This window comes from Streptomyces sp. NPDC051219 (genome assembly GCF_040682335.1).
GTDB lineage: Bacteria > Actinomycetota > Actinomycetes > Streptomycetales > Streptomycetaceae > Streptomyces.
The window spans coordinates 118,284-139,816 of record NZ_JBFBAS010000014.1 but is presented as its reverse complement, the minus strand read 5'-3'; the positions used below and the strand labels follow the sequence as shown (position 1 = coordinate 139,816).

Genomic DNA, 21,533 nt, shown 5'->3' with positions numbered 1-21,533 from the left:
GGGGTGGGTCCCGGCCCGCACGGGGGCAGCGGGCCGGGACCCGGTCTCAGGGGGTGGCCGCCGGGACGGTCTCGGCCACCGGCTCCTCGTCCTCCTCGGCTCCGCGGCCTGCCAGCCGCTCCCGCCAGGCGACGAGGATGGCCTCGTCGGTCGGCTTTGTGGCGAGGGAGACGATCAGATAGGCGGCGAGCGAGGCCAGCAGGCCGTAGTAGACGGGCTCGTTGGCAAGGATGCCGAACTTCCACATCAGCGCGATCACTGTCAGGCCGCCGGTCACGACGGCGGCCAGCGCGCCGTACACCGTCCCGCGCTTCCACAGCAGTCCGCCGAGGATCGGCACCAGCAGTCCGCCGACCAGCAGGTCGTACGCCACGGTGAGGCCTTCGAGCACGCTGCTGAGCTGGATGGCGATGAGGATCACGGCCACACCCATGATCAGGATGAAGACACGGTTGCCCTTCACCTCGTCGTGCTCCTTGGCGCCGTCCCGGGAGACGGCACCGCGCAGCCGTGACCAGATGTCGTTGTTGGCGACGGTCGCGGAGGCGATCAGTGCGCCGGAGGAGGTGGACATCACCGCGGCGAGGGCGGCGGCCAGCACCAGGCCCCTCACACCCATGGGCAGTTCGTCCTTGACGATGGTGGCGAAGGCGTCGTCGGCGTTGGCGAGGTCGGGGTAGAGGACCTTGGCCGCGGTGCCGATGACGGCACCGGCCAGTGCGTACGCCAGACAGTACGTACCGGCCACCGTGCCGCCCCACTTGGCCGTCTTGTCGCTGCGCGCGGTGAACACGCGCTGCCAGATGTCCTGCCCGATCAGCATGCCGAACGTGTAGATCAGGACATAGGTGAAGATCGTCTCGCCGCCGATGCCCAGCGGGTCGAAGTACTCGGTGGGGAGAGTCGCCTTCATCTCGCTGAAGCCGCCCGCCTTGACGACCGCGATCGGCAGCAGGAGCAGCAGGACACCGATGGTCTTGACCACGAACTGCACCATGTCGGTGAGGGTGATCGACCACATGCCGCCGAGCGTCGAGTACGCGACGACGATCGTGCCGCCGAGGACGATCGAGGCGGTGCGGTTGATGTCGAAGAGCACGTCGAAGATGGTGGCGTAGGCGATGGTCGAGGTCACCGCCAGCATCAGCGTGTACGCCCACATCACCACGCCGGAGATGACGCCGGCCTTGCCGCCGTAGCGGAGGTCGAGCATCTCCGAGACGGTGTAGACCTTCAGCCGAGCGATCCGCGCGGAGAAGAAGACGGACAGGGCAAGCAGGCCGAGGCCGATGGTGAAGACCATCCACGCGCCGGAGAGGCCGTACTTGTAGCCGAGGCCGACACCGCCGATGGTGGAGGCACCGCCGAGGACGATCGCGGCCATGGTGCCCGAGTACATCCAGGGACCGAGCCGACGGCCGGCGACCAGGAACTCGCTCTTGGACTTGGCGCGGCGCATGCCCCACCAGCCCATGGCCAGCATGCCGGCCAGATAGACGACGATCACCGCGTAGTCGACAGCCATGGGCCTTCCTCCATTCATCCGCGGGACGCTTGCGTGGGATGACGATAGGTGGCTGAAAAGCAGCGCTGAAGTGTACTTTTCATACATCCTTGACGCGCCCTATGGATGGACCGTCCATCATGCCGGACCTGGCCCCGCCCACTCCGCCCATCCCGCTGCCCGCCCTGCTGGCGTACGGGGATCTCGGGCTGCGCCAGGTCGCGGGGCCGCCGGCCGACGAGGTCGCCGTGCACTGGGTGCACACCTCCGAGATGGGTGACCCGTACCCGTATCTGCTCGGCGGGGAGCTGCTGCTGAGCGCCGGGGTGCACTTCGCGGAGGCAGCCGACGTCGAGGCGCACCTCGACTTCTATGTGTCACGGATCGTCGAGGCGGGCGCGGCGGCGCTCGGGTTCGGCCTCGCGCCGGTGCACCACACCGTGCCGGAGGCGCTGACGGCAGCGTGTGAACGGCACGGCCTGCCGCTGCTGGAGGTCCCGCCGAAGACCACGTTCACCGCGATCGCCCGCGCGGTGTGGCGGCTCATGGCCGAGGCCCGCACCCATGAGCTGCGCCGGGTGACCCGGGCCCAGCAGGGCCTGGCCACCGCCGCGGCCCGGCCCGACCCGGTGCCGTCGGTACTGCGCCAGCTGGCCGCCCGGGTCGGCGGCTGGACGGTGCTGCTCGCCCCGGACGGTACGGAACTCCAGGCCGCCGACCGGCCGCCGCCCGCCGGGGCCCGTGCCGCCCTGGCCCGCCTGGCGCAGGTGGTGACCCCGGCTCCACCCCGGGCAGCGCCGTCCTCCGCAACCGACACCGCCGGGGGCGCGCACCTGGCCGCGTACGCCCTCGGAGGGAATCAGGGGCTCGTCCTCGGTGTCGCCACGGAGGGCCGCGAGTCCGGTGACCACACCATCGCCGGGGTCGCGGCCGTCCTGCTGTCCCTGCTCACCGCGCCCCATCAGGGTGCCGACGCGGCGGGCCGGTCGGCCGCGCTGGTCCGGCTGCTGCTCGGGGCCGCGCCCGACGAGGTGGCCCCGCTGCTGGGGCCGGGCCCGTGGACGGTGGTCCACGCGCGCGCCGGAGGCAAAGGCCGGAGCCTGGGCAGGGACCGGAGCACCGGGGACAGCGGCGGGGACGGGGGCAGCGGCGGGGACGGCACCCCGTTCGCCGCGTCCCCGCTCGCCGCGTCCGCCCTCGGCGCGGCCCTCGGCAGCGCACTGGTCGACGCCGAAGGCGCGACGGTACGGATCGTCACCGACCGGGAGGTCACCCCGCAGCCCGGCTGGATCCTGGGCGTCAGCGCTCCGGCGGCGGCCACGGACCTGGCCGCCGCCGACACCCAGGCGCACCGGGCCCTGCGCCGCGCCGAGGCGGGCCGCGCGGGCCTCGTGCGGCACCGCGAGGCAGGTCTCTCCGCGCTGGTCGCGCCGGACGAGGCACGCGCTCACGCCCGGACCCGGCTGGCGCCGATCGCGGACTCCCCCGCGCTCACCGAGACGCTGCGCGGCTGGCTCTCGCTGCACGGCAGCTGGGACCGTACGGCCGCGTCCCTGGGGGTGCACCGCAACACGGTGCGGCAGCGCATCGCGCGCTGCGCCACGCTGCTCGACGCGGACCTGGACGACCCGGATGTCCGGATGGATCTGTGGTTCGCGCTGCGCTGGCTGTGATGTGCGCGACCGCCTCTGGACAGCGTGTGTGACTGCCGGGTAACTTTTTCTGAGCAAGCGCTTAGACAAGCTGACCAGTGCCGACGAAGGAGGGCGTCCCGTGCGCCGTACGGTTTACAACGAGGACCACGAGGCGTTCCGCGAGACCATCCGTGCCTTCATCGAGGCCGAGGTCGTCCCCGTCTACGACGAGTGGTTCGCCGCCGGTCAGGCGCCCCGCGACTTCTACTACAAGCTCGGCGAGCTGGGCGTCTTCGGCATCAACGTTCCCGAGGAGTTCGGCGGCGCGGGCCTGGACACGCACAAGTTCGAGGCCGTGCTCTACGAGGAGACCTCGCGCGCGGGCGTCAACTTCGGCGGCTCCGGCGTGCATGTGCTGCTCGCCCTGCCGTACATCAAGCTGCTGGCCACCGACGAGCAGAAGAAGAACTACCTGCCGAAGTTCGTCACCGGCGAGGAGATGTGGGCGCTGGCGATGACCGAGCCGGGCACCGGCTCCGACGTCGCGGGCATGAAGACCACGGCCAAGCTCTCGGAGGACGGCACGCACTACGTCCTCAACGGCGCCAAGACCTTCATCACCGGCGGCGTGCACGCCGACCGTGTGATCGTGTGCGCCCGCACCTCCGCCCCGCGCGAGGACGACCGCCGCTTCGGCATCTCGCTGTTCGCGGTGGACACCAAGTCGGAGGGCTACTCGGTCGGCCGCAAGCTGGACAAGCTCGGTCTGCGCACCTCCGACACCGCCGAGCTGGCCTTCGTCGACGTCAAGGTCCCGGTCGAGGACCTGCTCGGCGAGGAGAACAAGGGCTTCTACTACCTCGGCCAGAACCTGCCCTCCGAGCGCTGGGGCATCGCGTTCGGCGCGTACGCGCAGGCCAAGGCCGCCGTCCGGTTCGCCCAGCAGTACGTGACCGACCGCACGGTCTTCGGCAAGCCGGTCGCCTCCTTCCAGAACACCAAGTTCGAGCTGGCCGCCTGCCAGGCCGAGGTGGACGCCGCCGAGGCCGTGGCCGACCGTGCCCTGGAGGCCCTGGACGCCGGCGAGCTCACGGCCGCCGAGGCCGCGTCCGCGAAGCTCTTCTGCACCGAGGTCGCGCACCGCGTGATCGACCGCTGCCTGCAGCTGCACGGCGGCTACGGATACATGAACGAGTACCCGATCGCCCGCCTGTACGCCGACAACCGGGTCAACCGGATCTACGGCGGCACCAGCGAGGTCATGAAGTCGATCATCGCCAAGTCGATGGGACTGTAGGCCAGTTCGACTGCCCTACTGTTCAATCATGAACGAATCCCTGGAGTCCCTGCTCGATCTGCTCGATCTCGAGCAGATCGAGCAGGACATCTTCCGCGGCACCAGCCGCCCTTCGCTGGTGCCGCGCGTCTTCGGCGGCCAGGTCGCCGCACAGGCCCTGGTCGCCGCCGGCCGTACGGTCCCCGAGGACCGCACCGCCCACTCGCTGCACGCGTACTTCCTGCGGCCCGGAGACCCCGGCGCGCCGATCGTCTACACCGTCGACCGGATCCGCGACGGCCGGTCGTTCACGACCCGGCGAGTGGTCGCGGTCCAGCACGGGCACCCGATCTTCCACCTCTCGGCGTCCTTCCAGACGTACGAGGAAGGCCTGGATCACCAGGCGGCCATGCCACACGCGCCCGACCCCGAATCGCTGCCCACCGCCGCCGAGATGCTTCCCCGGTACCGGGACATCTTCAGCGACCCGGGAGTCGTCGACCGGATGATCGAAGCCCGGTCCGCGGTCGACCTGCGCTACGTGGACACACCGCCCTGGGGCAGCGTGGGTGAGCCGCGCGAGCCCCGCTCGCAGGTCTGGTTCCGCACCCAGGGCAAGCTGGCGGACGACCCCCTGCTGCACGTCTGCCTCGCCACCTACGTCTCCGACATGACGCTGCTCGACTCGGTGCTGCTCGCGCACGGGCGCGGCGGCTGGACCGTCGGCGATGTGGTGGGCGCGAGCCTGGACCACGCGATGTGGTTCCACCGGCCTTTCCGGGCCGACGAATGGCTGCTGTACGACCAGGAGTCGCCGTCCGCGCACGGCGGCCGCGGTCTCGGCCAGGCCAGGATCTACACGGCGGACGGCCGGCTGGCGATCTCGGTGATCCAGGAGGGCGTGGTCCGGGTCCCGCGCAGCTGACCTGCCGTGGACCGAGTCATACCGATCCAGGAGGCGCTACCCACACCGTGGGCTGTCCAGTGACCCTGGCGACGGTCTCGAAGTCCGCGTCGTAGTGCAGAACCGCGAGCCCTGCCAGTTCGGCGGTAGCCGCGACAAGCAGATCGACCGGGCCGGCGCTGCGGTGCTCACCGCGTTCGGTCAGCATCCGCTGTACGGTCCGGGCCCGCCGGAGAACGTCGTCGGGTACGGGCGTCCAGTTGAAGAGAGTTGCCAGCAACTCCTCCTTGGAAAGCCGATCGGCCAACGACCGGGCCGAGATCAGCATCTCCAGTTCGGTGATGTCGCACAGTCCGATCACGCCCTCGGCGAGATGTCCGCTCCAGCGCTCCCGGACGGCCTTATTGGTGAGGACCCGGGCAGCCGCGGAAGTGTCGATGAGGTGGGTGACCGGACTCATCGACGGTAGTTGTCCTTGTCCAGGAGGATGTCGAAGTCCCCGCGGTCACCCATGGCCGCGAGCTCTTCCAGCGCCCTGAGACGCCGGTGACGCTGCGCCACCTCCCGCAGAGCCGCGTTCACCGTGTCCTTCTTTGTGGTGGTGCCCAGTATCGAAGCAGCCTCGCTCAGCGCGTCGTCATCGACTTCGACGTAGAGATTCGACATTGCATATCCTCCCTAGGTCAACGGCATATGTAGCATATGTTGCCACTAGGAGACGCCGCCACCTTGCCCTCAGTCGACCGCCAGCCCCGCCGCGTTCAGCAGGTACGCCGTCATCGGGTCGTAGAAGCGCGGGTCCGTCACGTGGTCGTCCAGTGGGACCGTCACCTGGAGCGTGCCCTCGGCCTCGCCGAGGAACAGTGCCGGGTCGTTGGAGTCCGCGTACCCGACGGCGTCGATCCCGCGCCGGCCGGCACACCCGGCCCAGCCGTGGTCCGCGACCACCAGGTCTGGCAGCGGGCGGCCCTCCGCCGCGAGGCCGTCGAGAATCGCCGCCATCGGCTCGGGCGAGTGCGTGTGCCACAGGGTCGCGCCGCGCTCCAGCACCGCGACGTCGGCGAACTGGAAGACGTAGCCCTCGTCGGCCGTCAGGCCTGAGGGAATGACCACGATCTCGCAGCCGGCCGCCCGCAACGCGGCGGCCGTGGCGCGGTGCACGTCCAGCAGGCCGCCCGGGTGTCCGGTGGCGAACAGCACACGCTCCTTGGCCGCGGCGGCCTTGCGCAGCCGCGCCGCCATCCGGTCGAGGGCGTCGACCGTCAGCTCCGGGTCGATCGTGTCCTGACCGAAGCGGTACTGGGGGTCGTCATTGACACCACAGCGCTCGGCCATGACGGCCAGCACGTCCTGCTCATCGGTCCAGCGGTCACCGAGCTCCAGGCCCAGCCAGTAATGGCGGTCGCCGTTGGCGAGCTTGCGGTAGTGGGAGAGGTTGTTGTCGCGCGGAGTGGCGACATCACCGGCGATACGGGTGCGGACAAGGTGTTCGACAAGGGCGGCACGGCTGGGTATCGGCATGTGCCCATTGTGCCGTCAGCCACGGCCCGGAGGCCGGTTGTCCCGAACGCTGGACGGCTCGCCGGGCCGTGGCCGCCGAGGTGACCGCCCCGCCAACCTCGCGACGGACGCGGGCGATTCAGGAGCCGGCTGCCGCCGCGAAGGCACCGCGCGCCAGCCGGTGCAGCAGTTCCGCCGTCGCGGTACGCCCGGGGAGAGCGCCCGGACGTCCGAGGTGCGGAGTCGAGTTCAGCAGCCCGAAGACCGCGTGCACGGTGGCCCGGGCATCGGCCTCGGCAAGGGCGGGATAGCTCTCGCGTACGGTCTCCACCCACAGCTCGACGTACTGCCGCTGGAGCTGGCGCACCAGCTTGCGGTCGCTCTCCCGCAGGCGGTCCAGCTCACGGTCGTGGAGAGTGATGAGCGGACGGTCGTCGAGGGCGAAGTCGATGTGGCCCTCGATGAGCGAGTCCAGCAGCGCCTCGGGCGGGGCAGAGTTCTGCGCGCGCTCCGCCACCCGGTACCTGCCACCCGTCAGCAGCCGGTCGCTGATGCCGACGAGCAGCTCGGCGAGCATCGCGTCCTTGCCCGCGAAGTGGCGGTAGAGACCGGGACCGCTGATGCCCACGGCGGCCCCTATCTCGTCCACGCCGACGCCGTGGAAGCCGCGCTCGGCGAAGAGGCGGGCGGCTTCCTTGAGGATCTGCTCACGGCGGGTCGGGGCCGCGGTCCTGGTGCTCATGGGAATTCATTCTAGACAGGGCTGTTAGCGCTCGTTAACCTAAGGGAAACAACGTTAACGCTCATTAACCGAGCAAGGGAGCTCGAGGGATGCAGCAGGCACCAGTGCTGGCGAGCGCCGCCGATCCGGCGTCCGAAGCCTGGCGGGCCAACGAGGCCGCCCACCAAGAGCTGTCCGACGGGCTGCGGGCCCGGCTGGCGGCGGCCCGGCTGGGCGGCGGCGAGAGGGCCCGCGACCGGCACACGGCACGCGGAAAGCTGCTGCCGAGGGACCGCGTGGACACCCTCCTCGACCCCGGGTCGCCCTTCCTGGAGCTGGCACCACTCGCCGCCGAGGGGATGTACGGCGGGGCGGCCCCGGCGGCCGGCGTGATCGCCGGCATCGGGCGGGTCAGCGGCCGCGAGGTGGTGATCGTCGCCAATGACGCCACGGTCAAGGGCGGCACGTACTACCCGATGACCGTCAAGAAGCACCTCCGGGCCCAGGAGGTCGCCCTGGAGAACCGTCTCCCCTGCCTCTACCTGGTCGATTCCGGCGGCGCCTTCCTGCCGATGCAGGACGAGGTGTTCCCCGACCGCGACCACTTCGGCCGGATCTTCTACAACCAGGCCCGGATGTCCGGCGCCGGCATTCCGCAGATCGCGGCGGTGCTCGGCTCCTGCACGGCGGGCGGCGCGTACGTCCCGGCCATGAGCGACGAGGCCGTCATCGTGCGCGGCCAGGGCACGATCTTCCTGGGCGGCCCGCCACTGGTGAAGGCGGCCACCGGCGAGGTCGTCACCGCCGAGGAGCTGGGCGGCGGCGAGGTCCACTCGCGGGTCTCGGGCGTCACGGACCATCTCGCGGAGGACGACGCGCACGCGCTGCGGATCGTCCGTACGATCGTCTCCACCCTGCCCGAGCGCGGCGGGCTCCCCTGGTCCGTCGAGCCGGTGGAGGAGCCCAAGGTCGACCCGGCCGGGCTGTACGGCGCGGTGCCGGTGGACTCCCGTACCCCGTACGACGTCCGCGAGGTCATCGCGCGGCTGGTCGACGGCTCCCGGTTCGCCGAGTTCAAGGCCGAGTTCGGCACGACCCTCGTCACCGGCTTCGCCCGGATCCACGGACATCCGGTCGGCATCGTCGCCAACAACGGCATCCTCTTCTCCGAATCCGCCCAGAAGGGCGCGCACTTCATCGAGCTGTGCGACCAGCGCGGCATCCCGCTGCTCTTCCTGCAGAACATCTCCGGCTTCATGGTCGGCCGGGACTACGAGGCGGGCGGGATCGCCAAGCACGGCGCCAAGATGGTCACCGCGGTGGCGTGCACGCGCGTACCGAAGCTGACGGTGGTCGTCGGCGGCTCGTACGGCGCGGGCAACTACTCGATGTGCGGCCGGGCCTACTCGCCTCGCTTCCTGTGGATGTGGCCCAACGCCAAGATCTCGGTGATGGGCGGCGAGCAAGCCGCCTCGGTGCTGGCCACCGTCAAGCGCGACCAGATCGAGGCGCGCGGCGAGGACTGGCCGACGGCGGAGGAAGAGGCCTTCAAGGACCCGATCCGCGCCCAGTACGAGACCCAGGGCAACGCCTACTACGCGACCGCCCGGCTGTGGGACGACGGCGTGATCGACCCGCTCGAGACCCGCCAGGTGGTGGGTCTGGCCCTGACCGCGTGTGCCAATGCCCCGCTGGGTGAGCCCGGCTACGGCGTCTTCCGGATGTGAGTGACCAGATGACGACTTTCGACACAGTCCTCGTCGCCAATCGTGGCGAGATCGCGGTACGGGTCATCCGCACCCTGCGGGAGCAGGGCATCCGCTCGGTGGCCGTCTTCAGCGACGCCGACGCGGACGCCCGGCATGTACGGGAGGCCGACACCGCGGTGCGGATCGGCCCGGCGGCCGCCTCGGAGAGCTACCTCAGCGCCGAGCGGCTGCTGGAGGCGGCCCGCCGGACCGGCGCCCGGGCCATCCACCCGGGCTACGGCTTCCTCGCCGAGAACGCGGCCTTCGCGCAGGCGTGCGCGGACGCCGGGATCGCGTTCATCGGACCTCCGCCGCGGGCCATCGCCCTCATGGGCGACAAGATCCGCGCCAAGGAGACGGTCCGGGCGGCAGGCGTGCCGGTGGTCCCGGGCTCGTCCGGCAGCGGACTGACCGACGACGAACTGGCCGCCGCGGCACGGAAGATCGGCATGCCGGTGCTGCTCAAGCCCTCGGCGGGCGGCGGCGGCAAGGGTATGCGGCTGGTCCACGACGAGGCCCTGCTCGCCGACGAGATCGCCGCGGCCCGACGGGAGGCGCGCGGCTCCTTCGGCGACGACACGCTGCTGGTCGAACGGTGGATCGACCGGCCCCGCCATATCGAGATCCAGGTCCTGGCGGACGCCCACGGCAACGTGGTCCACCTCGGTGAGCGCGAATGCTCCCTCCAGCGCCGGCACCAGAAGATCATCGAGGAGGCGCCCTCGGTCCTGCTGGACGAGGCCACTCGCGCGGCGATGGGCAAGGCCGCGGTCCAGGCCGCCCTGAGCTGCGGCTACCGGGGTGCGGGCACGGTGGAGTTCATCGTCCCGGGCAACGACCCCGCTTCGTACTACTTCATGGAGATGAACACCCGGCTCCAGGTCGAGCACCCGGTGACCGAGTTCATCACCGGCCTCGACCTGGTCGAATGGCAGCTGCGGGTCGCCGCGGGCGAACAACTCCCCTTCGGCCAGGCGGACGTCACCCTCACCGGCCACGCGGTCGAGGCCCGTATCTGTGCGGAGGACCCGTCGCGCGGCTTCCTTCCCTCCGGTGGCACGGTGCTGGCGCTGCACGAACCCCGGGGAACCGGCGTGCGTACCGACTCCGGCCTCACCGAAGGCACCGAGGTCGGGAGCCTTTACGACCCCATGCTGTCCAAGGTCGTCGTCCACGCCCCGGACCGCCCGACCGCCCTGCGCAAGCTGCGTGCGGCCCTGGCGGAGACGGTCACCCTGGGCGTACCGACCAATGCCGGCTTCCTGCGCCGCCTGCTGGCCCACCCGTCAGTGGTCTCCGGCGACCTGGACACAGGTCTGGTGGAGCGGGACGCGGACGGGCTGGTGCCCGACGGGGTCCCGGACGAGGTGTACGTGGCAGCCGCGCTGCTGCGAGCCGGGGGTTCCGCCCCGGCGACGGGCTGGGTCGATCCGTTCTCGGTCGCGAGCGGCTGGCGTCTGGGCGGTACCCCCGCGTGGACGGTCCGCCACGTACGCGTGCCAGGGCACGACCCGGTGACCGTCCGCCTGCGCGGTGGAGCCGGGGGCACGGAGGTCCTGGTCGGCGACGTACCGCCGGGCGGCGAAGCCGCACCGGGAAGGGGGCGGCTGGTCGGCGGCGAGAGCCCCCGCACCCGCGTCACCGTCGAGTGGGACGGTGCCACGCACACCTTCAGTCACGCCCCCTCGCCCGACGGCGTCTGGCTCGGCCGGGACGGGGACAGCTGGCACGTCCAGGTCCACGATCCGGTCGTCGCCGCCCTCGCCGGCGCGGGCCGGGCCGGGAGCGCGGACTCGCTCACCGCCCCCATGCCCGGCACCGTCACGGTCGTCAAGGTCGCCGTGGGCGACGAGGTCGCCGCAGGGCAGGGGCTGCTGGTCGTCGAGGCGATGAAGATGGAGCACGTGATCTCCGCCCCGCACGCCGGCACCGTCACCGAGCTGGACGTGATCCCGGGCAGCACCGTCGCCATGGACCAGGTCCTGGCCGTGGTCGCCCCGCACGAGGAGGAGGACCCGTCATGACCGGCGGACTGCCGATGGAGATCCCCGGCGCGGGTCTCCCCCCACGCGTCCGGATCCACGAAGTGGGCCCGCGCGACGGCCTGCAGAACGAGAAGACCGTCGTACCGACCGAGATCAAGGCGGAGTTCGTCCGCCGTCTGGCGGGCGCCGGGCTCTCAACCATCGAGGCGACCAGCTTCGTGCACCCCAAGTGGGTGCCCCAACTGGCCGACGCGGAAGCGCTGTTCCCCATGCTGGACGGGCTCGGAGCCACTCTCCCCGTACTGGTCCCGAACGCGCGCGGCCTGGACCGCGCCATGGCCCTCGGCGCCCGCCGGATCGCGGTGTTCGGCAGCGCGACCGAGACCTTCGCCGCGCGCAACCTCAACCGTACGATCGCCGAATCACTCGCCATGTTCGAGCCGGTGGTCGCCCGCGCCCGGGAGGCCGGGATCCATGTCCGCGGCTACCTTTCGATGTGCTTCGGCGACCCGTGGGAGGGACCCGTCCCCGTCGCTCAGGTCGTCCAGGTCGCCAAGCAGCTCATGGACCTCGGCTGCGACGAGCTGAGCCTGGGCGACACCATCGGCGTGGCCACACCCGGCCATGTGCTGTCCCTTCTCGCCGCACTGAACGAGAAGGGCGTGCGCACCGACACCATCGGCGTGCACTTCCACGACACCTACGGCCAGGCCCTCGCCAACACGCTCGCCGCACTCCAGCACGGGGTGACCACCGTGGACGCGTCCGCCGGCGGTCTGGGCGGCTGCCCGTACGCCAAGAGCGCGACCGGAAATCTCGCCACCGAAGACCTCGTGTGGATGCTCCACGGCCTCGGCATCGAAACCGGGGTCGACCTCGGCCGGCTCACCGCCACCAGCGTGTGGATGGCCGAACAACTGGGCCGACCCAGCCCTTCCCGCACCGTCCGCGCCCTCTCCCACAAGGAGTCGTAGCAATGTCGCTCGACCACCGCCTCTCCCCCGAACACGAGGAACTCCGCCGCACGGTCGAGGAGTTCGCGCACGACGTCGTCGCGCCGAAGATCGGCGACTTCTACGAGCGTCACGAGTTCCCGTACGAGATCGTCCGCGAAATGGGTCGCATGGGCCTGTTCGGCCTGCCCTTCCCCGAGGAGTACGGCGGCATGGGCGGCGACTACCTCGCCCTGGGCATCGCCCTCGAGGAACTCGCCCGGGTCGACTCGTCGGTCGCCATCACCCTCGAGGCGGGCGTGTCCCTCGGCGCCATGCCCGTCTACCGCTTCGGCACGGAGGAGCAGAAGCGCGAGTGGCTCCCGCGTCTGTGCTCCGGCGAAATACTGGGCGCCTTCGGCCTGACCGAGCCGGACTGCGGCTCGGACGCGGGCGGTACGAAGACGACCGCCGTCCGGGACGGCGACGAGTGGGTGATCAACGGTTCCAAGTGCTTCATCACCAACTCCGGTACGGACATCACGGCCCTCGTCACGGTCACGGCGGTCACCGGCCGCAAGGCGGACGGCCGTCCGGAGATCTCCTCGATCATCGTCCCGTCCGGCACCCCGGGCTTCACCGTGGCCACCCCCTACTCCAAGGTCGGCTGGAACGCCTCGGACACCCGCGAGCTGTCCTTCTCCGACGTCCGGGTGCCGCTCGCCAACCTCCTCGGTGAGGAGGGCCGCGGATACGCCCAGTTCCTGCGCATCCTCGACGAGGGCCGCATCGCCATCTCGGCGCTCGCGACGGGTCTCGCGCAGGGTTGCGTCGACGAGTCGCTGAAGTACGCCAGGGAGCGCCACGCGTTCGGCCGCCCGATCGGCGACAACCAGGCCATCCAGTTCAAACTGGCGGACATGGAAATGCGCGCCCACACGGCGCGCATCTCCTGGCGGGACGCGGCCTCCCGGCTCGTCCACGGCGAGCCGTTCAAGAAGGAGGCGGCGCTCGCCAAGCTCTACTCGTCGACGGTGGCGGTGGACAACGCGCGCGAGGCCACCCAGATCCACGGCGGCTACGGCTTCATGAACGAGTACCCCGTGGCCCGCATGTGGCGCGACTCCAAGATTCTGGAGATCGGCGAGGGCACCAGCGAGGTCCAGCGCATGCTGATCGCCCGTGAGCTGGGCCTGCCGGCCTGACCCATCCAGCACGGACCCCGTGGGCCGGTCTCCTCAGCCAGGAGGCCGGCCCTCCGCGTGTCCCACACCGTCTTCGTGCTGGTGGAGAACGGGTGGGCAGCGCGCCGAGCATTGCCCGTCTCGCTCAGGAGGCGCGGCGTGGCGTGCGGCCGCCGACTCGTCAACCGTCCGGCAGCCGCTCGCCCTTGCCTGGCGGGCCGCGGCACCGTGCCTGCTTGCCACAGAGTCGAGCGGTGCATTACGCGATGCCCTACGGATCGCGGTCAGCCGAGGCGCGCGCCTCCCCGCGCCGGGCCCCTTCCGGGACGATCCTTGACGCGACGGCACGAGCGAGGACCCCGTCCCGGGGCAGGAGGAGAACCCTTGAGAACGCCCATCGCGGGCCGGCGCAGCCGGATCAGATACGCCCTCTTCACCCTGTGCGGGATCTTCATCGCGCTGGGACTCCTGTGGGGAGCGACGTCGCTCTTCGACGCGGGGTGACGCCGTGCAGGAAGGCCGCGGCTGGAAGTGGCGGAAGGGCGGCGCCCAGGAGGCCGCCTCGGCGATGAAGGTCGCCGTTCCATCCGCCGCGACCGACCTCCGGGGCGCGATCCGGGACAACTTCCAGGACTCCGCCTACCTGCTGGCCTTCGTCGTACCCGACTCCGATGTCAATGCCTTCGTCAACTCCCTGCACGCCCTGAGCTGACACCGAGCTGACGCGCTGCCACGTTGCGGCGGGCCACCCCCCTGGACAAAAGATGAGGTTAGGCTAACCTACCTTCGAACTTGTCCGGCGGACGGAACCCGCACGTACGAAAGCAGACGCCCTCATGGATCACGCCCGAGCTTCCCACTTCTCCCGTCGCGGCCTGCTTGCCGCGGGCGGCGCCCTCGGCCTTGGTGCGCTGCTCGCCGCCTGCGGCGACAGCGACTCGAAAAAGGGCTCGGACAAGGGCGCCGACAAGGCCGGTCCGTGGTCCTTCAAGGACGACCGCGGCCAGACGGCGAGCACCAAGAGCACCCCGAAGAACATTGTCGCCTTCATCGGTACGGCTGCCGCCCTCCACGACTACGGGATCGGCGTCAAGGGCGTCTTCGGACCGACGAAGCTCCAGGACGGCAAGCCCGACGTCCAGGCCGGCGACCTCGACATCTCCAAGGTCGAGATCCTCGGCAACGTCTGGGGCGAGTTCAACGTCGAGAAGTACGCGGCTCTGGTGCCCGACGTCCTGATCACCAACACCTGGGAGAAGGACGCCCTCTGGTACGTGCCGGACGAGTCGAAGGACAAGATCCTCAAACTCGCCCCCAGCGTCGCCATCGCGGTCGGCGGCGACGTCTCTCTGACCAAGCCGCTGGAGCGCACCGCCGAACTCGCCAAGTCCCTGGGCGCCGACCTGAACGCCAAGGCTGTTGTCGACGCCAAGACCCGCTTCGAGAAGGCGGCCGCGAGCGTCCGCGAGGCGGCCAAGTCCAACCCGGGCATCAAGGTGCTGGCGGGCTCCGCCGCGGCCGACCTGTTCTACGTCTCCACCCCGAAGACCTCTGCCGACCTGCGCTACTTCGAGGAGCTGGGCGTCACGTTCGTCGTCCCGACGAAGCTCGACGCCGGCGGCTTCTTCGAGAGCCTCAGCTGGGAGAACGCGGACAAGTACAAGGCCGACCTGATCATGCTCGACAACCGCACCTCACAGCTCCAGCCCGAGGCGCTCAAGGCGAAGCCGACCTGGGCCCAGCTGCCCGCCGTGAAGGCCGGTCAGATCACCCCGCGCGTCACCGAGCCGATCTTCTCGTACGCCAAGTGCGCGCCGATCCTCGAGGAGCTCGCCGAGGCCATCAAGAAGGCCAAGAAGGTCAGCTGACACCGAGCAGTCCCGAGCCGAGGGAGACCTCCGCATGACCGTCACCGCCCCCGCCCCCGCGATCACGCCCTTCCGATTCTTCGACCTGCGGGTCGTACGGACGCGCCGCCTCGGCCCCTCGCTGGTCCGCATCACCTTCGGCGGCGAGGAGTTGAAGGACTTCGCCGCCGGCGGTTACGACCAGAGCCTGTCGCTGTTCCTGCCGCATCCGCACCAGGACGTCCCGGTCGTACCGGTGGAGGAGGGTGACGGGTGGTTCGCCGCGTGGCGGGCGCTGCCCGCGGACGAGCGGGCGGTCATGCGGTCGTACACCTGCCGCGAGCAGCGCCGCGAGCCGCGGGAGGAGGTCGACATCGACTTCGCCCTCCACGGTGACATCGGCCCGGCCTCCCGCTGGGCGGGCCGGGCCTCGGCCGGAGACCGGGTGAGGGTGCTGGGTCCGGCCGTCGCGGACAACACCGCGATACGTTTCCGCCCGCCGCAGGACCCCGACTGGGTGCTGCTGTTCGCGGACGAGACCGCGCTGCCCGCGGCGGCGGCGATCCTCGACCGGATGCCACGCGACCGCAAGGTCAGGGCGTGGCTCGAGGTCCCGCATCCGGACGACCGCCTCGTGCTGCCCACGCTCGCCGACGCCGAGATCACCTGGATCGTCCGCGGGAGCCAGGGAGAGGGCCGCGAGCGGACCGACCGCGTCGTGGACGAGGTGCGCGCCGCCGAGCTGCCCGACGGGACGCCGTACGCGTGGATGGCGGGCGAGTCCGGCAGCGTGCGGGCGCTGCGGCGCCATCTTGTCCAGGAGCGCGGGTTCGACCGCAGGTCGGTCACCTTCGTCGGCTACTGGCGACTTGGCCTCAGCGAGGAGCAACTCCTCGCCGAGGCCCTCTCGGGCAGCGGCTCGAACGACCAGGCCTTCTGAGCGACTGGTTCTCATCGCCTTCCGGCGTTTTCAGGCAGGGATCCGGACAACGCGTGCGTCCCACAGGGGGCGAGGGTGATTCCGGCTCGAACTTAGGTTAGGCTAACCTCACTTCGACGCCACGCCCTCGCCCCCCGCTTTCCTTCCTGCCCGGAGGGTGTGACGAATTCCCTCACCCCGGAGGACAGTTGATGCGCTCGCATCTGCTCAACCAGACGACCGCGGAGCAGTACAGACTTTCCGTCACCGAGGGCGTCGAGCGGGTGGCCGCCAAACTCGCGACCACCGAACGGCCCCACACCGGTGTCGCCGTCGACCAGCTCGCTCCGGTGATCTCCTCGATCGATCTGGACCAGCCGCTGCACGACCCGGCCGCCGCCCTCGACGAACTCGAGAGCGTCTACCTGCGCGACGCCGTCTACTTCCACCACCCGCGCTACCTCGGCCACCTCAACTGCCCGGTGGTCATCCCCGCGGTCGTCGGCGAGGCGGTGCTCTCGGCCGTCAACTCCTCGCTGGACACATGGGACCAGAGCGCCGGCGGCACTCTGATAGAGCGCCGGCTCATCGACTGGACAGCCGAGCGCATCGGCCTCGGCACCGCGGCGGACGGCGTGTTCACCAGCGGCGGTTCGCAGTCCAACTTCCACGCCCTGCTGCTCGCCCGGGACGAGGCCTGCCGACTGGTTCAAAAGCACCCCGACTACGTAGGGCATGAGCTCGCCAAGGCCGAGATCCTGCCCAAGCTGCGGATATTCGCCTCCGAGTGCAGCCACTTCAGCGTCAAGAAGTCCGCCGCCATGCTCGGACTGGGCTACGAATCCGTCATCTCGGTCCCGTGCGACCAGAACAAGCGGATGCAGACCGTCGCACTCACCCGGGAACTCGAACGCTGCGAGCGCGAGGGCCTCTTCCCCATGGCCGTCGTCGCCACCGCGGGCACCACCGACTTCGGCTCCATCGACCCGCTTCCCGAGATCGCCCGGCTCTGCGGACAGCACGGCGCCTGGATGCACGTGGACGCCGCGTACGGCTGTGGACTGCTCGTCTCCCGCACCCGGCGCCACCTGCTGGACGGCATCCAGCACGCCGACTCGGTGACCGTGGACTACCACAAGTCCTTTTTCCAGCCGGTCAGTTCGAGTGCGGTACTGGTACGCGACCGCGCCACGCTCGGCCACGCGACCTACCACGCGGACTACCTCAACCCGCGCCCAATGGCCGAGGCCGGGGCAGCACCCGCGCACGGGATAGAGGGAAGCGTCCCCAACCAGGTCGACAAGTCCATCCAGACCACCCGCCGCTTCGACGCCCTCAAGCTGTGGATGACGCTGCGCGTGATGGGCGCGGACGGCGTCGGCGAACTCTTCGACGAGGTCGTGGAACTGGCTGCCGAGGGCTGGAAGATGCTCGACGCGGACCCCCGGTTCGAGGTCGTCGTCCAGCCCCAGCTCTCCACCCTCGTCTTCCGCTTCGTGCCGGAGGGCGTCGCCGGCCCGGCGCTCGTCGACCGGGCCAACCTGTACGCCCGCAAGGCCCTGTTCGCCTCCGGCGAGGCCGTTGTGGCCGGCACCAAGGTCGGCGGCAGCCACTACCTCAAGTTCACCCTGCTCAACCCGCAGACGACCACCGGCGACATCGCCGTCGTCCTCGACCTCCTGGCCGAGCACGCAAGCCAGTACCTGGGAGAAGCCCTTGTCCACGCCTCGTGAGCCCCACGACTTCATCGCCATCGGGCTCGGCCCCTTCAACCTGGGACTCGCCTGTCTGACCGAGCCGATCGACGAGCTCGACGGTCTCTTCCTGGAGTCCAAGCCGGGCTTCGAATGGCACGCCGGCATGTTCCTCGAAGGTGCGCACCTCCAGACGCCGTTCATGTCGGACCTGGTGACGATGGCCGACCCCACCTCCGCGTACTCCTTCCTCAACTACCTGAAGGAGTCGGGGCGGCTGTACTCCTTCTACATACGGGAGAACTTCTATCCGTTGCGGACGGAGTACAACGACTACTGCCGCTGGGCCGCCGGCAAACTGAGCAGCGTCCGCTGGAGCACCACGGTGACGTCCGTCGAGTACGACGAGAAGGACGCGCTCTACGCCGTGCGCACGGAGGACGGCGAGACGTTCCGCGCCCGCCACCTGGTCCTGGGCACCGGCACCCCGCCGCACATCCCGGAAGCCTGCCGGAACCTGGGCGGAGACTTCATCCACAACTCGCGCTATCTGGACAACAAAGCGGCCCTCCAGGCCAAGAAGTCCATCACGCTGGTCGGCAGCGGCCAGAGCGCCGCGGAGATCTACTACGACCTCCTCTCCGAAATCGATGTACACGGCTACCGGCTGAACTGGGTCACCCGGTCCCCTCGCTTCTTCCCGCTGGAGTACACCAAGCTCACGCTGGAGATGACCTCTCCGGAGTACGTGGACTACTTCCACGCCCTCCCGGAGGCAACCCGCTACCAGCTGGAGAGCCGGCAGAAAGGTCTCTTCAAGGGCATCGACTCGGACCTGATCGACTCGATCTTCGACCTGCTCTACCAGAAGAACCTCAAGGGCCCGGTCCCGACGCGGCTGATGACCAACACGGCGCTCAGCGAGGCGGCTTACGACGCCGCGACCGGTACGTACACCCTAGGCCTGCGCCAGGAGGAACAGGAACGGGACTTCTCCCTCGTCACCGAGGGCCTGGTCCTGGCGACCGGCTACCGCTACACTCCGCCGGCCTTCCTGGAACCCCTCCACGACCGCATCCGCTGGGACGGTCGCGGCCGCTTCGACGTGGCCCGCAACTACAGCATCGACACCACTGGACGCGGGATCTTCCTGCAGAACGCCGCCGTCCACACCCACAGCATCACCTCGCCCGACCTGGGCATGGCCGCGTACCGCAACGCGTACATCATCGGTGAACTGCTCGGCCGAGAGCACTACACGGTCGAGAAGTCCATCGCGTTCCAGGAGTTCGCCGCCCCGGAGGGCACCCTCGTATGACGGACATATTCTTCTCCCGCACCGACACGACGCTCGGCGAGTTCGCCGTACGCGCCCTCGACCCCTTCGCCGACGCCGAACTGCTGCACGGCTGGGTCACCCACCCCAAGGCCGCCTTCTGGCTGATGCAGGACGCCTCGCTGCCCGACGTCGAGCGGGAGTACATGGCCATCGCCGCGGCGGAGCACCACGACGCGTTCATCGGCCTGCACGAGGGCCGGCCCACCTTCCTCATGGAACGCTACAACCCGGCCGAGGTCGAGCTGAAAGGTCTGTACGAGGCGCAGCCGGGCGATGTCGGCATGCACTTCCTCGTCGCACCGTCCGACACCCCGGTGCACGGCTTCACACATGCCGTGATCACCACCGTGATGGCGGCGCTGTTCGACGACCCGGCGACCGGGCGCGTCGTCGTCGAGCCGGACGTGCGCAACGCCGCCGTCCACGCGCTCAACAAAGCCGTCGGCTTCGAGATCGTCGAGCGGATCGCGAAGCCCGAGAAGGACGCCTACCTGAGCGTGTGTACGCGAGAGCAGTTCGAGGCCACCCGGGGAGCGACGCGATGACGACGGCCCAGCAGGAGGCGGTCGCCCACCTCACCCCCGAGCTCTGGGCCCGGGCCAACCGGCAACTCGTCCGCAAGGCCCTCGCCGAGTTCTCGCACGAACGGCTGCTGACCCCTGAGCTGGTCGCCGACAACCGGTACGCCGTACGAAGCGACGACGGCGGCACCGAGTACCGGTTCACCGCCCGAGTCTTCGCCCTCGACCACTGGCAGGTGTTCGCCGAGTCCGTCACCCGCCACCGCGACGGCGACGAACTCCCGGTGGACGCGCTGGACTTCTTCCTCGAGATGCGTGGCGCGCTGGAGCTGAGCGACGAGATCCTCCCGGTCTATCTGGAGGAGATCAGCTCGACCCTGTCCGGGACGGCGTACAAGCTCACCAAGGAGCAGGTCCCGGCGGCGGACCTCGGCGAGGCCGGCTTCCAGGCCATCGAGACCGGCATGACCGAGGGCCACCCCTGCTTCGTGGCCAACAACGGCCGGCTCGGGTTCGGCGTCCACGAGTACCACGCGTACGCCCCCGAAGCGGCCGCCGGCACCAAACTGGTCTGGCTGGCGGCGCACCGCGACCACGCCACCTTCACGGCGGGCGCGGGTCTGGACTACGACGCGCTGGTCCGCGCCGAGATGAGCGAGACACAGCACGCCCGGTTCGCGGGGACGATGGCCGGCCTGGGCCTGGACCTGGCCGACTACTACCTCTTCCCCGCCCATCCGTGGCAGTGGTGGAACAAGCTCTCCGTCACGTTCGCCGCCGAGGTCGCGCAGCGGCGTCTGGTTTTCCTGGGCGAGGGCGACGACAGCTATCTGGCACAGCAGTCCATCCGCACGTTCTTCAATACGAGCGACCCGGCCAAGCACTACGTCAAAACCGCCCTCTCGGTCCTCAACATGGGCTTCATGCGGGGGCTCTCGGCGGCGTACATGGAGGCCACCCCGGCCATCAACGACTGGCTGGCCGGTCTGATCGCGAGCGACGACATCCTCCGGGCGGCCCGCTTCTCGATCATCCGGGAGCGCGCCGCCATCGGATACCACCACCGCCAGTACGAGGCCGCCACCGACCGCTACTCGCCGTACCGCAAAATGCTCGCCGCGCTCTGGCGGGAGAGCCCGGTGCCATCGCTGGCGCCGGGCGAGAGCCTGGCCACCATGGCGTCCCTGCTGCACACCGACCACGAGGGCGCGTCCTTGGCGGGCGCGCTGATCACCCGGTCGGGGCTGGAGCCGGCGGAGTGGCTGCGGCGCTATCTGCACGCGTATCTGACGCCGCTGCTGCACAGCTTCTACGCGTACGACCTCGTCTACATGCCGCACGGCGAGAACGTCATCCTCGTACTCAAGGACGGTGCCGTCGAGCGGGCGGTCTTCAAGGACATCGCCGAGGAGATCTGTGTGATGGACCCCGCCGCCGTGCTGCCGCCGGCCGTCGAGCGGATCCGCGCGGAAGTCCCCGAGGACATGAAACTGCTGTCGCTGTTCACCGACGTCTTCGACTGCTTCTTCCGCTTCCTCGGGGGCGCCCTCGCCACCGAGGGCATCGTGGACGAGGACACCTTCTGGCGGGCCGTCGCCGACTGTGTGGCGGACTACCAGGACTCGGTTCCGCACCTGGCGGACAAGTTCAAGCAGTACGACATGTACGCACCGGAGTTCGCGCTGTCCTGCCTCAACCGGCTGCAGCTGCGCAACAACAAGCAGATGGTCGACCTCCAGGATCCGTCCGGCGCCCTCCAGCTCGTCGGCACCCTGGTCAACCCCATCGCCCGGTTCGCGCGCCGCTGAGCGCGACCGAGAGCCGG

General features: G+C 69.9%; 19 protein-coding genes. 14 read left to right on the top strand and 5 right to left on the bottom strand.

Translation table 11 applies throughout. From position 1 onward, the window contains the following. Window positions 1-46: 46 nt before the first annotated feature. Complete coding sequence (locus AB0M62_RS18460) at window positions 47-1,525, bottom strand: sodium:solute symporter (RefSeq protein WP_366075259.1); 1,479 nt, start codon at window positions 1,523-1,525, stop codon at window positions 47-49. A gap of 119 nt (window positions 1,526-1,644) precedes the next feature. On the opposite strand from AB0M62_RS18460, the gene AB0M62_RS18455 reads away from it, so the two are divergent. The 3 genes from AB0M62_RS18455 (at window position 1,645) to tesB (ending at window position 5,339) form a co-directional block, all read left to right on the top strand. Next, entirely contained in the window at window positions 1,645-3,177 is a 1,533-nt protein-coding gene (locus AB0M62_RS18455; protein WP_366075258.1) for a PucR family transcriptional regulator, read from the top strand. Between the two features lie 100 nt (window positions 3,178-3,277). Beyond that, complete coding sequence (locus AB0M62_RS18450; protein WP_366075257.1) at window positions 3,278-4,435, top strand: acyl-CoA dehydrogenase family protein; 1,158 nt, start codon at window positions 3,278-3,280, stop codon at window positions 4,433-4,435. Window positions 4,436-4,463: 28 nt separating this feature from the next. Further along, window positions 4,464-5,339 carry an acyl-CoA thioesterase II gene (gene tesB / locus AB0M62_RS18445; protein ID WP_366075256.1) on the top strand — a complete coding sequence of 292 codons (876 nt, stop codon included), beginning with the start codon at window positions 4,464-4,466 and terminating at the stop codon, window positions 5,337-5,339. A gap of 16 nt (window positions 5,340-5,355) precedes the next feature. On the opposite strand, the gene AB0M62_RS18440 is transcribed toward tesB, so the two are convergent. The 4 genes from AB0M62_RS18440 to AB0M62_RS18425 form a co-directional block, all read right to left on the bottom strand. Further along, on the bottom strand, window positions 5,356-5,778 hold the full coding sequence (locus tag AB0M62_RS18440; RefSeq protein ID WP_366075255.1) for a PIN domain nuclease: 423 nt from the start codon (window positions 5,776-5,778) through the stop codon (window positions 5,356-5,358). Continuing rightward, window positions 5,775-5,984 (bottom strand): type II toxin-antitoxin system VapB family antitoxin, encoded by a 210-nt coding sequence (locus tag AB0M62_RS18435; protein WP_366075254.1) that lies wholly within the window; start codon window positions 5,982-5,984, stop codon window positions 5,775-5,777. Before AB0M62_RS18435 ends, AB0M62_RS18440 begins: the two co-directional genes overlap by 4 nt. Before the next feature lie 69 nt (window positions 5,985-6,053). Further along, on the bottom strand, window positions 6,054-6,839 hold the full coding sequence (locus AB0M62_RS18430; RefSeq protein ID WP_366075253.1) for a phosphatase: 786 nt from the start codon (window positions 6,837-6,839) through the stop codon (window positions 6,054-6,056). Window positions 6,840-6,957: 118 nt separating this feature from the next. Next, complete coding sequence (locus tag AB0M62_RS18425) at window positions 6,958-7,560, bottom strand: TetR/AcrR family transcriptional regulator (RefSeq protein WP_366075252.1); 603 nt, start codon at window positions 7,558-7,560, stop codon at window positions 6,958-6,960. A gap of 89 nt (window positions 7,561-7,649) precedes the next feature. Between AB0M62_RS18425 and AB0M62_RS18420 the strand changes: the two genes are divergently transcribed. The 11 genes from AB0M62_RS18420 (at window position 7,650) to AB0M62_RS18370 (ending at window position 21,516) form a co-directional block, all read left to right on the top strand. Beyond that, window positions 7,650-9,266: a carboxyl transferase domain-containing protein gene (locus tag AB0M62_RS18420; protein ID WP_366075251.1), complete on the top strand. Its 1,617-nt coding sequence runs from the start codon at window positions 7,650-7,652 to the stop codon at window positions 9,264-9,266. Window positions 9,267-9,274: 8 nt separating this feature from the next. After that, window positions 9,275-11,311: a biotin carboxylase N-terminal domain-containing protein gene (locus tag AB0M62_RS18415; RefSeq protein WP_366075250.1), complete on the top strand. Its 2,037-nt coding sequence runs from the start codon at window positions 9,275-9,277 to the stop codon at window positions 11,309-11,311. Then, the gene (locus tag AB0M62_RS18410) at window positions 11,308-12,246 is read left to right on the top strand and encodes a hydroxymethylglutaryl-CoA lyase (protein ID WP_366075248.1); all 939 of its coding nucleotides are present in this window, start codon (window positions 11,308-11,310) and stop codon (window positions 12,244-12,246) included. Before AB0M62_RS18415 ends, AB0M62_RS18410 begins: the two co-directional genes overlap by 4 nt. A gap of 2 nt (window positions 12,247-12,248) precedes the next feature. After that, the gene (locus AB0M62_RS18405) at window positions 12,249-13,409 is read left to right on the top strand and encodes an acyl-CoA dehydrogenase family protein (protein ID WP_366075247.1); all 1,161 of its coding nucleotides are present in this window, start codon (window positions 12,249-12,251) and stop codon (window positions 13,407-13,409) included. 487 nt (window positions 13,410-13,896) lie between these two features. After that, a complete protein-coding gene (locus AB0M62_RS18400; RefSeq protein WP_366075246.1) occupies window positions 13,897-14,100 on the top strand; it encodes a hypothetical protein in 204 nt (67 codons plus the stop codon). Window positions 14,101-14,224: 124 nt separating this feature from the next. Then, the gene (locus AB0M62_RS18395) at window positions 14,225-15,256 is read left to right on the top strand and encodes an ABC transporter substrate-binding protein (RefSeq protein WP_366075245.1); all 1,032 of its coding nucleotides are present in this window, start codon (window positions 14,225-14,227) and stop codon (window positions 15,254-15,256) included. Window positions 15,257-15,290: 34 nt separating this feature from the next. Continuing rightward, complete coding sequence (locus tag AB0M62_RS18390; protein ID WP_366075244.1) at window positions 15,291-16,175, top strand: siderophore-interacting protein; 885 nt, start codon at window positions 15,291-15,293, stop codon at window positions 16,173-16,175. 191 nt (window positions 16,176-16,366) lie between these two features. Further along, window positions 16,367-17,887, top strand: coding sequence for an aspartate aminotransferase family protein (locus tag AB0M62_RS18385; protein ID WP_366075242.1), 1,521 nt, complete (start codon window positions 16,367-16,369; stop codon window positions 17,885-17,887). Next, a complete protein-coding gene (locus AB0M62_RS18380; protein WP_366075241.1) occupies window positions 17,871-19,166 on the top strand; it encodes a lysine N(6)-hydroxylase/L-ornithine N(5)-oxygenase family protein in 1,296 nt (431 codons plus the stop codon). The genes AB0M62_RS18385 and AB0M62_RS18380 overlap by 17 nt, the downstream gene beginning before the upstream one ends. After that, window positions 19,163-19,732 (top strand): GNAT family N-acetyltransferase, encoded by a 570-nt coding sequence (locus AB0M62_RS18375; RefSeq protein WP_366075240.1) that lies wholly within the window; start codon window positions 19,163-19,165, stop codon window positions 19,730-19,732. Before AB0M62_RS18380 ends, AB0M62_RS18375 begins: the two co-directional genes overlap by 4 nt. Beyond that, window positions 19,729-21,516, top strand: a complete 1,788-nt coding sequence (locus AB0M62_RS18370; protein ID WP_366075239.1) for an IucA/IucC family siderophore biosynthesis protein — start codon at window positions 19,729-19,731, stop codon at window positions 21,514-21,516. The genes AB0M62_RS18375 and AB0M62_RS18370 overlap by 4 nt, the downstream gene beginning before the upstream one ends. Window positions 21,517-21,533: the final 17 nt, after the last annotated feature.

What these genes read in the sequence shown, in the direction of transcription:
- AB0M62_RS18460 (WP_366075259.1), bottom strand. Translation starts at nt 1,525, where the DNA reads ATGGCTGTCGACTACGCGGTGATCGTCGTCTATCTGGCCGGCATGCTG.
- AB0M62_RS18455 (WP_366075258.1), top strand. Translation starts at nt 1,645, where the DNA reads ATGCCGGACCTGGCCCCGCCCACTCCGCCCATCCCGCTGCCCGCCCTG.
- tesB (WP_366075256.1), top strand. Translation starts at nt 4,464, where the DNA reads ATGAACGAATCCCTGGAGTCCCTGCTCGATCTGCTCGATCTCGAGCAG.
- AB0M62_RS18440 (WP_366075255.1), bottom strand. Translation starts at nt 5,778, where the DNA reads ATGAGTCCGGTCACCCACCTCATCGACACTTCCGCGGCTGCCCGGGTC.
- AB0M62_RS18435 (WP_366075254.1), bottom strand. Translation starts at nt 5,984, where the DNA reads ATGTCGAATCTCTACGTCGAAGTCGATGACGACGCGCTGAGCGAGGCT.
- AB0M62_RS18430 (WP_366075253.1), bottom strand. Translation starts at nt 6,839, where the DNA reads ATGCCGATACCCAGCCGTGCCGCCCTTGTCGAACACCTTGTCCGCACC.
- AB0M62_RS18425 (WP_366075252.1), bottom strand. Translation starts at nt 7,560, where the DNA reads ATGAGCACCAGGACCGCGGCCCCGACCCGCCGTGAGCAGATCCTCAAG.
- AB0M62_RS18420 (WP_366075251.1), top strand. Translation starts at nt 7,650, where the DNA reads ATGCAGCAGGCACCAGTGCTGGCGAGCGCCGCCGATCCGGCGTCCGAA.
- AB0M62_RS18415 (WP_366075250.1), top strand. Translation starts at nt 9,275, where the DNA reads ATGACGACTTTCGACACAGTCCTCGTCGCCAATCGTGGCGAGATCGCG.
- AB0M62_RS18410 (WP_366075248.1), top strand. Translation starts at nt 11,308, where the DNA reads ATGACCGGCGGACTGCCGATGGAGATCCCCGGCGCGGGTCTCCCCCCA.
- AB0M62_RS18405 (WP_366075247.1), top strand. Translation starts at nt 12,249, where the DNA reads ATGTCGCTCGACCACCGCCTCTCCCCCGAACACGAGGAACTCCGCCGC.
- AB0M62_RS18395 (WP_366075245.1), top strand. Translation starts at nt 14,225, where the DNA reads ATGGATCACGCCCGAGCTTCCCACTTCTCCCGTCGCGGCCTGCTTGCC.
- AB0M62_RS18390 (WP_366075244.1), top strand. Translation starts at nt 15,291, where the DNA reads ATGACCGTCACCGCCCCCGCCCCCGCGATCACGCCCTTCCGATTCTTC.
- AB0M62_RS18385 (WP_366075242.1), top strand. Translation starts at nt 16,367, where the DNA reads ATGCGCTCGCATCTGCTCAACCAGACGACCGCGGAGCAGTACAGACTT.
- AB0M62_RS18375 (WP_366075240.1), top strand. Translation starts at nt 19,163, where the DNA reads ATGACGGACATATTCTTCTCCCGCACCGACACGACGCTCGGCGAGTTC.
- AB0M62_RS18370 (WP_366075239.1), top strand. Translation starts at nt 19,729, where the DNA reads ATGACGACGGCCCAGCAGGAGGCGGTCGCCCACCTCACCCCCGAGCTC.